Here is a 12,443-nt window from a genome sequence, read left to right as displayed (position 1 = left end):
CGCCCCGTTGTTTTTTGCGCCCCATCCGCTAGGCGGGTTCATCATGTCGAAGAAACGCACATCTCCCAACCGCAATGTCCAGATCGCCGATCAAATTCAGCGCGATCTGTCCGAGCTCATCGCTCGTGAAGTGAAAGATCCGCGCATCGGGCTCGTCACGATTCAAAGCGTCGAGCTCACGCCCGATTACGCGCATGCGAAGGTCTTCTTCACGACGCTGACCGGCGATCCTCAGGCTACGCAGGTTGCGCTCAACCACGCGGCCGGGCATCTCCACAATCTGTTGTTCAAGCGCTTGCACATCCATACGGTGCCGACGCTGCATTTCCACTACGACAAAACGATCGAGAAGGCCGTCGAGATGTCGCGCTTGATCGATGAAGCGAACGCGACGCGCGCGAAAGACGATTGATTGATCGATGAAACAACCTCAACGTCCGCGCGTGCCGCGCCGCGCGCTCGATGGCGTTTTGCTGCTCGACAAGGGGCTGGGGCTTTCGAGCAACGATGCTCTCGTGCGGGCAAAGCGTCTTTTTCTTGCTCAGAAAGCGGGCCATACCGGTACGCTCGATCCGCTCGCGTCGGGTTTGTTGCCGCTTTGTTTTGGCGAAGCGACGAAATTCTCGCAAGATCTGCTCGAAGCCGATAAGACGTACGAGGCGACGATGCGGCTTGGCGAGCGCACAACCACGGGCGATGCAGAGGGTGAAGTGTTGGAGACGCGTCCGGTCGCGGCCGGCTTGCCCGACGTCGAAGCGACGTTGGCGCGCTTTCGTGGGCCGATTTCGCAGGTGCCGCCGATGCATTCGGCGCTCAAGCGCGACGGCAAGCCGCTCTATGAATACGCGCGTGCGGGGCAAGTCGTCGAACGCGCGGCGCGCGACGTCACGATCCACCGGCTCGAATTGCTCGGTGCGGCGTTGCCGGACGTGACCTTTCGCGTCATCTGCAGCAAAGGTACCTATGTCCGCACGCTGGCTGAAGATATTGGTGAAGCGCTCGGCTGCGGCGCGCATCTCGTCGCGCTGAGGCGCACGGGAGTGGGGGCGCTGACCCTCGAGCATGCGGTGACGCTCGAGGCGCTCGAAGCCATGGACAGCGGTGCCCGCGATGCTTGCTTGCGTCCTGTCGATGCGCTGCTTTCGACGTTCCCCGCCATGCGTCTCGGTGCCGTCGAAGCGAAGCGCTTTCTGCAGGGCCAGCGGCTGCGCTTGGCCGATCTGCCGCCGGTGCACGTCGAACGGCAGGCCAACGAGCTAGCCGCCGAAAACGAACGTACGGATACGCGCGTGCGGGTCTATCGCGATGAAGACGGTGCATTGCTCGGCGTGGCAAGAGCCGAAAGCGGGGTGCTTGCTCCCGAACGGCTGGTCGTAACGGCGCCGGCATCGGCCTAGCCCGTCCTATCGGGATCAACGATCAACGACCGGTTTTCCAGCGATGCAATGTAAAACGCCCGGCATACCGGGCGTTTCTTCACATGCAACTCGTCGTGGCGACGGGTACTGTTGCGCCCCGCGTGCCTAGTGCGCCGCCGATGCCGCCGCGCTCGAATCCCCGCCTCCGCTGCGCTCGGGCTTCGTGATCCAAATCAGCGCGATCAGCACGACGAAGATGACCGACGAGATGTAGAACAGGTCGTTCACGCCGAGCTGCGCTGCTTGCTGCGTCACGAGACGATCGAACAGGCCATAGCCTTGCGACCTGTCCAATCCCAGCGAGCCCAGTTGCGTCATCGATTGACCGAAGGTCGGATCGAACGTGCTGGCACGCTCGGTCAACTGCGCGTGATGCAAGCTCGTGCGGTGATCCCACGCTGTCGTGAAGATCGATGTGCCGATACCCCCGCACATGATCCGCACGAAGTTCGAGAGCCCCGATGCCGCCGCGATCCGGTTGCCGGGCAGCCCCGACAACGTGATCGAAACGAGTGGGATGAAGAACCCCGCCATCGCAATCCCTTGCACGAGCGTGGGCAGCGCGAGCGACCACGTATCGACGCCCGTCGTATAACGCGAGCGCATCCAGAAGCACAAAGCGAACACGATGAAGGCGGCGGTCGCGATCTTGCGCGGATCCGTGCGCGGGAGGAATTTGCCGGTGACGGGCGAGAGCAGAATCGCGAACACGCCGACGGGCGCCATGACGAGGCCCGCGTCCGTCGCCGTGTAGCCGATGTCGGTTTGCAGCCACAGCGGCAGCAGCACGAGATTGCCGAAGTAGAGCCCATAGCCGACCGACAGCGCGATGGTTCCGCCCGTGAAGTTGCGCTTCTTGAACAGCGACAAATCGACGACGGGGTGATCGGCCGTCAACTCCCACACGACGAAGAACGCAAAGCCGATCAACGCCGTGAGCCCGAGCACGACGACCGTCGGCGACGAGAACCAATCGAGATCCTTGCCCTTGTCGAGCATCACCTGCAGCGAGCCGACCCAGATCACGAGCAGCCCGAGGCCGACCGAATCGATCGGCGCTTTCCTGATCGCGGAGTCGCGCGTTCGGAAAATGGCCCAGGTCGCGATCGCCGCCACGATGCCGACGGGAATGTTGACGTAGAAGATCCACGGCCATGAGATGTTGTCCGAGATCCATCCGCCGAGAATCGGTCCCGCGACAGGCGCGATCAACGTCGTCATCGACCACATCGATAGCGCGAGCGGCGCTTTCGCGCGCGGATAGCTCGCGAGCAGCAGCGTTTGCGAGAGCGGAATCATCGGACCTGCCACGGCGCCTTGAATCACGCGCGACAGCAGCAGGAACGGCAGGGATGGCGAGAGCCCGCACATCCACGACGAGATCACGAATAGAACGATCGATGCAAGGAACAGGCGGACCTGCCCGAGCCGCTCCGTGAGCCAGCCCGTCAGCGGCACCGAGATCGCGTTCGCGACGGCGAACGACGTGATGACCCAGGTGCCTTGATCGGACGACACACCGAGGTCGCCCGAGATGGTCGGAATCGACACGTTCGCGATCGACGTGTCGAGCACGTTCATGAACACCGCGAGCGACACGGCGATCGTGCCGATCACGAGCGAAGCGCCTTTGAGCGGCGGATGCGAAGCGTGGGGCTGAGCCATTATCGTTGCGCGAGGCGTGGGGGGGAACCGGCGTTCTCGGCGATGATGCGCGCGATCTCCGCATTCGCCTCGTCGCCGTACTTATCGAACACGTTCGTCTGATAGACCGTGTTCTGCGCGTTGCCGAGCTGGTTGCCCGAGTCGTTCTTGATGTCGACGTCGGCCTGCATCGACAGCCCGATGCGCAGCGGATGCGTGCGCAGCTCGGCCGGATCGAGCGCGATCCGCACGGGCAGGCGCTGGACGACCTTGATCCAGTTGCCCGTCGCATTTTGCGCGGGCAGCAGCGAGAACGCGGAACCGGTCCCGGCGGAGAACCCGACGACCTTGCCGTGATAGACGACCGATGAACCGTAGATGTCGGCGGTCAGTTCCACGGGTTGGCCGATCCGCATGTGCTTGAGTTGCACTTCCTTGAAGTTCGCGTCGACCCAGACCGATTCGAGCGGAACGATCGCCATCAACGGCGTGCCCGGCGAGACGCGCTGGCCGACCTGCACCGAACGCTTCGCGACGTAGCCGGTAACGGGGGCGGGCAGGACGTTGCGCGCGTTGTTCAGGTAGGCGTCGCGCACTTTGGCGGCGGCGGCGAGCACGTTCGGGTGTGTGGCGATGGTCGTGTTCGCCGTCAGCGCACGGTTCGATGCGAGCTGTTGCTGTGCGGCGTCGAGCGCGGCTTGGGCGGCCTTCACCGTGTCGCGAGCGTGCGAGATCTCTTCTTGCGACACCGCGCCCGTTTGAGCGACGGCCAGGCGCCGGCGCAAATCGTCTTGCGCGCGCGACAGATCGGCTTGACGCTGGGCGATTTGCGCTTGGTACTGGTCGTTGTTGACGAACAGGCCGCGCACTTGCCGCACCGTTTGGGCGAGGTTCGCTTCGGCTTGTTGTAGCGCGACTTTCGCATCAGCGCCGTCGAGCACCACGAGAGAATCGCCGGACTTCACCGTTTGCGTGTCGTCGGCGTTCACGGCGATGACGGTACCCGTCACTTGCGGCGTGATCTGCACGACGTTGCCATTCACGTAGGCATCGTCGGTGCTTTCGTGAAAGCGCGCGTCGAGGAAGTAGTACAAGCCGTAGGCGACGGCAGCGACGAGAATCACGCCGACGAGCAGCGTCATCAAGCGCTTGCGCCTGCTGTTGTTGTTCTGCGACTGCACGCTCGCGGCGGTTTGTTGAGTGTCGCTCATGGAAATGCTCTCCGTTTCTCGAGCCTCGAGTTTTGTCCGCTCGAAGCTCTATCGTTGAATCTTGCGTAGGTCTCGGTTCTTCGTCGTTGCGTCACATCGCGTCATGCAACATGCAACGCGGTGCCGCTTGCGGTTCGGCTCAGCCCTTCGGCGCGGCGGCCGCTATCCCGCCCGATGCCGGCACGGCGACGCCCGCGGTCTGCGCGTCGAAGCCGCCGCCGAGCGCGCGAATCAGCGCGAACTGCAGATCGCGGCGCTTCATCTTCAGGTTCGTCACCGTCTGCTCGGATGCGAGCCGGTTGTCGTCGGCCGTGAGCACCTGCAGTTGCGGCGACAGCCCGGCCTTGTAGCGAATCACGGCCAAGCGGTACGCCTCCGTCGACGCATCGAGCGCGCGCTGCGCATCGCCCATTTCGGTATCGATGGCGCGAATCGATGCCACTTGCGTGGCGACGTCGGACATCGCATTGATGAGCGCCTGGTTGTAGTTCGCCACGTCGAGGTCGAAGTCGGCGTAGCGGCCCTTCAACTGAGCACGCAGTGCGCCGGCGTCGAAGATCGGCAGGTGAATCGCCGGCCCCGCCGTGATCTGCCGGCTCGCGGCCATCAGGAAGTGGCCCCAGCCGAACGCATCCAAGCCGATTCCCGCGGCGAGGTTGATGTCGGGGAAGAACTCGGCCTTCGCTTCCTTGACGTTCTCGAGCGCCGCTTCGATCTGCCAGCGCGCCGCGATGATGTCGGGCCGGCGCGAGACGAGATCGGCCGGCAGGTTCGACGGCAGCGTCACGGCCCCGCCCGGGGCGAGCACGGGGTCATGGATCGCGAGCCCGCGGTCGGGGCCTTTGCCGAGCAGCGCGGCCAACTGGAAACGCACCGACTTGATTTGCCCGTCGAGATCGGAGAGCGTCGCCTGGCTCGTTGCCGTATTGCCGCGCGCCGTTTCCTTTTCTACGTTCGTGTCGAGCCCCGCCGCAACGCGGCCGTTCGTGATCGAGCCGACTTCCTGACGATTGCGGATCTCGCGCGCCGCGATGTCGCGCAGCGCGTAGAGTTGGGCCAGTTGGTTATAGGTGCGCGCGACCGATGACGCGAGCGTGATCCGCGCTTCCTGCAGGTCGGCTTCGGCCGCCTTTTCCTGCGAGAGCGACGCGTTCACGCGTGCACGATTCTTGCCCCAGAGATCGAGATCCCATGACGCGCTGGCCAGTGCATTGTTCTCGGTGAACCAGCCGCCGCCGAACGGCGGCGGGTACAAACCGTTGGCCGAAAACCGCTCGCGCGTCACCGAATAGCTGCCGTTGACCTTCGGCATCAGACCCGAGCGCGCGCTTTCGATGTACGACTGCGCCTGCGCGATACGTGCCTGCGCTTGCGCGATCGACGGATTGCCTTGAAGCGCTTCGTCGATGAGCTGAGGCAACTGCGGATCACCGAACTGACTCGCCCAGTCGAGCGACGGCCATTGGCCCCCTTCGCCGGGCAGGCTCTGCGCCGACTCGAGCGCACTGGCTTGCGTGATCTGCTTGTCGCTCTTGATGCCCGCGTAGTTGGCGCATCCGGCCATCGCGACGATGACGGCGGCCGCGGCGGCTGCGAGGGCGCCGCGGCCCGCAGGGATGCGGGCCGCGGTGGGAGAAGAGGGCATCGCACGGCCTTTCGAGGTGAATGTGATCATGGACTCTGCAACTTATTTTTTGCGATTGAACGTCGAAACTCGTTGCCGTGGCAGCCAACGGGCGCCAGCGGAAAACCCAACGCGGCTAACTCGCCGCCGGATCGGCGGTGTTGGCGAGAATGCGCCGGAGCATGCTCTTCAAGAATCCGACTTCCTCGGGCGTGAAGCCCGCGAGCGCCTTGTCAACGACGCCGCCGAAGATCTCCGGCATGCGCGCGGCCAACTCGCGCCCTTCCTCGGTCACGGCCAATCGAACGGCGCGGCGATCCTCCGAACTGCGAACGCGCGAAAGCAGATTACGCTTTTCCAGCCGATCGATCAGCCGAGTGACCGCGCTTGCGTCAATTCCGTAGTCGCGCGCGAGTTCCGCCGCCAGCGAGCAGCGGCCGCTCGCGATCATGAACAGCATGCTCGCCTGGGTGCTCGTGATGCCCAGCTCGCCCAGCGTGCGTTGCGTGACGAGATTCGACAGGCTCGACTTCGCGCGCGCGATCAGGTAGCCGACGCTTTCGTCCATCTGGTAGCTGCACGCCTCGGGCGGCAGCGGCGAGGGCGGTTTGCTCATGGCGATTTCCGTGCGATTGCAATAGTTGACTAGGCATGATTATAGGCGCGCGTTGGCCCATCCGGCAAGCATCGACCCTTCCGTCGACCGTGGTTTTAAGCGGTCCCTTAATGCAAGCCGCCCATTATGAGGCTTTCCGTGGAACGCTGCTTGCAACCGCTCAGTTGCATCCGGCAGTCGGACGTCACGTCCGCGTGCTACAATTTCAAGTTACCCAGAAAGTGCGCGCACCCGTTTTTGGCCTTTCGTCGCATCCTGTTTCGCGCACGCAACCGCCCCTTATTTCTATGACTCGCGCTATCCGCAACATCGCCATCATTGCCCACGTCGACCACGGCAAGACGACGCTCGTCGACCAACTGCTTCGCCAGTCGGGCACGTTCCGAGAAAACCAGCAGATCGCGGAACGCGTGATGGACTCGAACGACATCGAAAAAGAGCGCGGCATCACGATTTTGGCGAAGAACTGCGCGGTCGAGTACGAAGGCACGCACATCAATATCGTCGACACCCCGGGCCACGCCGATTTCGGCGGCGAGGTGGAGCGCGTGCTGTCGATGGTCGATTCGGTGCTGCTGCTCGTCGACGCCGTCGAGGGCCCGATGCCGCAAACGCGCTTCGTGACGAAAAAGGCGCTCGCGCTCGGCCTGAAGCCGATCGTCGTCGTCAACAAGATCGATCGCCCCGGCGCGCGCATCGACTGGGTCATCAATCAGACGTTCGACTTGTTCGACAAGCTCGGCGCAACGGAAGAGCAGCTCGATTTTCCGATCATCTACGCGTCGGGCCTGAACGGCTATGCGTCGCTCGACGCGAGCGCGCGCGAGGGCGACATGCGCCCGCTGTTCGAGGCCATCCTCCAGCACGTGCCCGTGCGCGACGCCGATCCGGACGGTCCTTTGCAGCTGCAGATCACCTCGCTCGACTATTCGACCTACGTCGGCCGCATCGGCGTGGGCCGCATCGCGCGGGGCCGGATCAAGCCCGGCCAGCCGGTTGCGCTGCGCTTCGGGCCCGAGGGTGAAGTCTTCAACCGCAAGATCAACCAAGTGCTGTCGTTCCATGGGCTCGACCGTGTGCAGGTGGATGAGGCCCAAGCGGGCGACATCGTCCTCATCAACGGCATCGAAGACATCGGCATCGGCGCGACGATCTGTGCGCCGGATACGCCCGAAGCCTTGCCGATGATCACTGTCGACGAGCCGACGCTGACGATGAACTTCCTCGTGAATTCGTCGCCGCTCGCGGGTAAGGAAGGCAAATTCGTCACGAGCCGCCAAATTCGCGATCGCCTGACGCGCGAGCTCAATCACAACGTGGCGTTGCGCGTGCGCGACACCGGCGACGAAACGGTGTTCGAAGTGTCGGGCCGCGGCGAGCTGCATCTGACGATCCTGATCGAGAACATGCGCCGCGAAGGCTACGAGCTCGCGGTGTCGCGCCCGCGCGTGGTCTTGCATGAAGTCGACGGCGTGAAGCACGAGCCGTACGAACTGCTGACGGTCGACGTCGAAGACGGCCATCAAGGCGGCGTCATGGAAGAGCTGGGCCGCCGCAAGGGCGAATTGCTCGACATGGCGTCCGACGGCCGCGGCCGCACGCGCCTCGAGTACAAGATTCCGGCACGCGGGCTGATTGGCTTCCAGGGCGAATTCATGACGCTCACGCGCGGCACGGGCCTCATGAGCCACGTGTTCGACGAATATGCGCCCGTCAAGGAAGGCACGCTCGGCGAGCGCCGCAACGGGGTGCTGATCTCGCAGGACGACGGCGCGGCCGTCGCCTACGCGCTGTGGAAGCTGCAGGACCGCGGCCGCATGTTCGTCAAGCCGGGCGACGCGCTGTACGAGGGCATGATCATCGGTATCCACAGCCGCGACAACGATCTCGTCGTGAACCCGATCAAAGGCAAGCAACTGACGAACGTGCGTGCGTCGGGCACCGACGAAGCCGTGCGCCTCGTTCCGCCGATTCAAATGTCGCTGGAATATGCGGTGGAATTCATCGACGACGACGAACTCGTCGAGGTCACCCCCCAATCGATTCGTCTGCGTAAGCGCCATCTGAAGGAGCATGAGCGCCGCCGCGCGAGCCGCGAGGCCTCGATCGACTGACGCAAACGATCGGGCGCGCGGCGCGTTGCCGGTCGCCGCTCGTTTAGCGCTCGCTTGCCGCATCGCGGGCGAGCATCCGAAAAGCCACCCTCCGAGGTGGCTTTTTCTTTATCGGACGGGCGCTTGCAGTGATTCAGTCCGATCGGGACCATGCGTTCTGTGATATGCTGCGCGATGCTAGTTTTAGGTCCTTCCAAGCAAGACTTGATTCGCGCAATCCGCTAAACGGTCAGGCCGTGTCGCGGAAGGTTGAGTAACCCGCTATTTCTCGAGAAGCTCGAAGAAAGGTGAGCGTAAACATGATGAAGCAATTCCAGCTGAACTCGTACTTGTTCGGCGGCAATGCTCCGTACGTTGAAGAACTGTACGAGCAATACCTAGATAACCCGGCGTCCGTCCCCGATAACTGGCGCGGATACTTCGATGCGTTGCAGAACGTGCCTGCCTCGGACGGCAGCGCGGCCAGCGACGTGGCCCACGGCCCCATCGTCGAATCGTTCGCCCAGCGCGCGAAGGCCAATGCCTTCATCCCGCGCGGCGCCGGCGAGAATCTCTCCACCGCGCGCAAGCAGGTTCACGTCCAGTCGCTCATCAGCGCTTACCGCTTCCTCGGTTCGCAGTGGGCCAATCTCGATCCGCTGAAGCGCCGCGAGCGTCCCGCCATCCCCGAGCTCGAGCCTGCGTTCTACGACTTCACCGAAGCCGACATGGACCAGACGTTCAGCGCGAGCAACCTGTACTTGGGGTTCGAGCAAGCTTCGCTGCGCGACATCGTGAAGGGCCTGCGCGACACCTACTGCGGCACGATCGGCGCCGAGTTCATGTACATCAGCGATCCCGAGCAAAAGCGCTGGTGGCAAGAGCGCCTCGAATCGACGCGCGCCACGCCGAACTTCTCGGCGGACAAAAAGAAGCACATCCTGAACCGCCTGACGGCCGCTGAAGGCCTCGAGCGCTATCTGCACACGAAGTACGTCGGCCAGAAGCGCTTCTCGCTCGAAGGCGGCGAAAGCTTCATCGCCTCGATGGACGAAGTCGTTCGTCACGCGGGTGCCAAGGGCGTACAGGAAATCGTGATCGGCATGGCCCACCGTGGCCGTCTGAACGTGCTCGTGAACACGCTGGGCAAGATGCCGTCCGACCTCTTCGCCGAATTCGAGGGCAAGCACGTCGACGATCTGCCGGCCGGCGACGTCAAGTACCACAAGGGCTTCTCATCGGACGTCGCCACCGATGGCGGCCCCGTGCACCTCTCGCTCGCGTTCAACCCCTCGCACCTCGAAATCGTCAATCCCGTGGTGGAAGGCTCGGCGAAGGCGCGGATGGACCGCCGCGGCGACGACTCCGGCTTGCAAGTGCTGCCCGTGCAGATCCACGGCGATGCGGCATTCGCGGGTCAAGGCGTCGTGATGGAAACGCTGAACCTCGCGCAAACGCGCGGCTACGGCACGCACGGCACGCTGCACATCGTCATCAACAACCAGATCGGCTTCACGACGTCCGATCCGCGCGATGCGCGTTCGACGCTGTACTGCTCGGACGTCGTCAAGATGATCGAAGCGCCGGTGCTGCACGTGAACGGGGATGACCCCGAAGCCGTCGTGCTCGCCACGCAGATCGCGATCGACTTCCGGATGCAGTTCCACAAGGATGTCGTGCTCGACATCGTCTGCTTCCGCAAGCTCGGCCACAACGAGCAGGACACGCCGGCCGTCACGCAGCCGCTGATGTACAAGAAGATCGCCCAGCATCCCGGCACGCGGGCGCTCTACGCGGAGAAACTCGCGCAGCAGGGCGTCATCGCGGCCGAGGACGCGGAAAGCTTCATCAAGGCGTTCCGTCAAGCGATGGACGAAGGCCACCACACGATCGACCCGGTGCTCTCGAACTACAAGAGCAAGTACGCCGTCGACTGGATGCCGTTCCTGAACCGCAAGTGGACGGATGCGGCCGACACGGCCGTGCCGCTGGCGGAACTGAAGCGTTTGGCCGAGCGCATCACGACGGTACCCGAGAATTTCAAGGTGCACCCGCTCGTCGAGCGCGTCGTGAACGACCGCCGTGCGATGGGCCGCGGCGACGCGCCGCTCGATTGGGGCATGGGCGAGCACTTGGCCTTCGCCTCGCTCGTCGCCTCCGGCTACGCCGTGCGTCTGACGGGCCAGGATTCGGGCCGTGGCACGTTCACGCACCGTCACGCAGTGCTGCACGATCAAAACCGTGAGCGCTGGAACGACGGCACCTACATTCCGCTGCAAAACGTGGCCGACGGTCAAGCGAAGTTCACGGTGATCGATTCGGTGCTGTCCGAAGAAGCCGTGCTCGGCTTCGAATACGGCTACTCGACGGCCGAGCCGAACACGCTCGTCGCCTGGGAAGCGCAGTTCGGCGATTTCGTCAACGGCGCCCAAGTCGTGATCGACCAGTTCATCTCGTCGGGTGAAGTGAAGTGGGGCCGCGTCTCGGGCCTGACGATGCTGCTGCCGCACGGCTACGAGGGGCAGGGCCCCGAGCACTCGTCGGCGCGTATCGAGCGCTTCTTGCAGCTGTGCGCCGAGCACAACATGCAAGTCGTTCAGCCCACGACGCCCGCGCAGATCTTCCATCTGCTGCGCCGCCAGATGATCCGCTTGTTCCGCAAGCCGCTCATCGTCTTCACGCCGAAGTCGCTGCTGCGCCACAAGGAAGCGGTGTCGGACCTGTCCGAACTCGCCAGCGGCACGTTCCAGCCCGTGCTCGGTGAAGTCGACGGCACGATCGATGCGAAGAAGGTCAAGCGCGTCGTCGTATGCTCGGGCCGCGTCTACTACGATCTCACCGCCCACCGCCGCGAGGCCAAGGCGAACGACGTCGCGATCGTTCGGATCGAGCAGCTCTATCCGTTCGCGCACAAGCAGTTCGAAGCCGAGATCAAGAAGTACGACAACGCGACCGAGGTGGTGTGGGTGCAGGACGAGCCGCAAAACCAAGGCCCGTGGTTCTACGTCGAGCACCACTTGAAGGAAGGCATGAAGGAAGGGCAGAAGCTGGCATACAGCGGCCGTCCGGCTTCGGCCTCCCCGGCGGTCGGCTACTACGCGAAGCACTACGAGCAGCAAAAGGCGCTGATCGAAGGCGCGTTCGGCCGGCTCAAGAGCGCGCAGATCGCTAAATAACTAGATCGAGGGCGAACCGGGAAAGCACGGCTGTCGTTCATGAAGCGTGCTTTCCCGCAGCTCGTCGAGCGCGCTAGGCGCGCATCGCGGCGCGAGGCCCGGTTCGCCTCCCACACCAGATTAAAGAGTTCAGGAAAGATCAAATGGCTATTGTTGAGGTCAAGGTTCCGCAGTTTTCGGAGTCGGTTTCGGAAGGCACGATGCTTCAGTGGAAGAAGAAGCCGGGCGAGGCCGTGACGCGCGACGAGATTCTCGTCGAGATCGAAACGGACAAGGTCGTGCTCGAAGTGCCGGCGCCCGATTCGGGCGTGCTGGCTGAAGTCATCGTCGCCGACGGCGCAACGGTCGAATCGGAGCAACTGCTCGCGAAGATCGATACGGAAGGCAAGGCGGCTGCCGCCGCCGCTCCGGCTGCCGCAGCCGCTCCGGCCGCCGCGCCCGCCGCAGCCGCTGCTGCGCCCGCCGCCACCGCGACGGCCGGTGCCGCCGCTTCGCCGGCTGCCGGCAAGCTGATGGCCGAGAAGAATCTCTCGGCCGGCGACGTCGCAGGCACGGGCCGCGACGGCCGCATCACGAAGGGCGACGTGCTCGCCGCCGGCGCTCCCGCCGCGCGGGCACCGGCTGCCGCGCCGGCGGCGAAGCCGGCCAAGCCGTCGCTGCC

Annotated in this window: 9 protein-coding genes; 5 read left to right on the top strand and 4 right to left on the bottom strand. The window is 64.0% G+C overall.

What is annotated here, in order from left to right; genetic code table 11:
- Positions 1–43 precede the first annotated feature (43 nt).
- Entirely contained in the window at positions 44–412 is a 369-nt protein-coding gene (gene rbfA / locus ACTHNZ_RS12340) for a 30S ribosome-binding factor RbfA (protein WP_440542780.1), read from the top strand.
- A 7-nt stretch (positions 413–419) separates the two neighbouring features.
- Positions 420–1,397, top strand: a complete 978-nt coding sequence (gene truB / locus ACTHNZ_RS12335; protein ID WP_440542779.1) for a tRNA pseudouridine(55) synthase TruB — start codon at positions 420–422, stop codon at positions 1,395–1,397.
- Positions 1,398–1,523: 126 nt separating this feature from the next.
- On the opposite strand, the gene ACTHNZ_RS12330 is transcribed toward truB, so the two are convergent.
- The 4 genes from ACTHNZ_RS12330 to ACTHNZ_RS12315 form a co-directional block, all read right to left on the bottom strand.
- On the bottom strand, positions 1,524–3,083 hold the full coding sequence (locus ACTHNZ_RS12330) for a DHA2 family efflux MFS transporter permease subunit (protein WP_440542778.1): 1,560 nt from the start codon (positions 3,081–3,083) through the stop codon (positions 1,524–1,526).
- A complete protein-coding gene (locus tag ACTHNZ_RS12325) occupies positions 3,083–4,273 on the bottom strand; it encodes an EmrA/EmrK family multidrug efflux transporter periplasmic adaptor subunit (RefSeq protein WP_440542777.1) in 1,191 nt (396 codons plus the stop codon). The genes ACTHNZ_RS12330 and ACTHNZ_RS12325 overlap by 1 nt, the downstream gene beginning before the upstream one ends.
- Positions 4,274–4,412: 139 nt before the next feature.
- A complete protein-coding gene (locus tag ACTHNZ_RS12320) occupies positions 4,413–5,837 on the bottom strand; it encodes an efflux transporter outer membrane subunit (RefSeq protein WP_440542802.1) in 1,425 nt (474 codons plus the stop codon).
- A 196-nt stretch (positions 5,838–6,033) separates the two neighbouring features.
- Positions 6,034–6,513 carry a MarR family winged helix-turn-helix transcriptional regulator gene (locus tag ACTHNZ_RS12315; RefSeq protein ID WP_440542776.1) on the bottom strand — a complete coding sequence of 160 codons (480 nt, stop codon included), beginning with the start codon at positions 6,511–6,513 and terminating at the stop codon, positions 6,034–6,036.
- Positions 6,514–6,800: 287 nt separating this feature from the next.
- Here ACTHNZ_RS12315 and typA point away from each other — a divergent pair, with 287 nt between their 5' ends.
- The 3 genes from typA to ACTHNZ_RS12300 form a co-directional block, all read left to right on the top strand.
- A complete protein-coding gene (gene typA, locus ACTHNZ_RS12310; RefSeq protein ID WP_440542775.1) occupies positions 6,801–8,627 on the top strand; it encodes a translational GTPase TypA in 1,827 nt (608 codons plus the stop codon).
- A gap of 299 nt (positions 8,628–8,926) precedes the next feature.
- On the top strand, positions 8,927–11,782 hold the full coding sequence (locus ACTHNZ_RS12305) for a 2-oxoglutarate dehydrogenase E1 component (RefSeq protein ID WP_440542774.1): 2,856 nt from the start codon (positions 8,927–8,929) through the stop codon (positions 11,780–11,782).
- 143 nt (positions 11,783–11,925) lie between these two features.
- A partial coding sequence (locus ACTHNZ_RS12300) for a biotin/lipoyl-containing protein (protein WP_440542773.1) occupies positions 11,926–12,443 on the top strand: 518 nt, incomplete at its 3' end.

Source organism: Trinickia sp. (assembly GCF_051953955.1).
Taxonomy (GTDB): domain Bacteria; phylum Pseudomonadota; class Gammaproteobacteria; order Burkholderiales; family Burkholderiaceae; genus Trinickia.
Note: the sequence above shows the minus strand (reverse complement) of the source record. Positions and strands in the feature narration are given on the sequence as shown.

What these genes read in the sequence shown, in the direction of transcription:
- rbfA (WP_440542780.1), top strand. Translation starts at nt 44, where the DNA reads ATGTCGAAGAAACGCACATCTCCCAACCGCAATGTCCAGATCGCCGAT.
- ACTHNZ_RS12315 (WP_440542776.1), bottom strand. Translation starts at nt 6,513, where the DNA reads ATGAGCAAACCGCCCTCGCCGCTGCCGCCCGAGGCGTGCAGCTACCAG.
- ACTHNZ_RS12330 (WP_440542778.1), bottom strand. Translation starts at nt 3,083, where the DNA reads ATGGCTCAGCCCCACGCTTCGCATCCGCCGCTCAAAGGCGCTTCGCTC.
- ACTHNZ_RS12325 (WP_440542777.1), bottom strand. Translation starts at nt 4,273, where the DNA reads ATGAGCGACACTCAACAAACCGCCGCGAGCGTGCAGTCGCAGAACAAC.
- typA (WP_440542775.1), top strand. Translation starts at nt 6,801, where the DNA reads ATGACTCGCGCTATCCGCAACATCGCCATCATTGCCCACGTCGACCAC.
- ACTHNZ_RS12320 (WP_440542802.1), bottom strand. Translation starts at nt 5,837, where the DNA reads ATGGCCGGATGCGCCAACTACGCGGGCATCAAGAGCGACAAGCAGATC.
- ACTHNZ_RS12305 (WP_440542774.1), top strand. Translation starts at nt 8,927, where the DNA reads ATGATGAAGCAATTCCAGCTGAACTCGTACTTGTTCGGCGGCAATGCT.
- truB (WP_440542779.1), top strand. Translation starts at nt 420, where the DNA reads ATGAAACAACCTCAACGTCCGCGCGTGCCGCGCCGCGCGCTCGATGGC.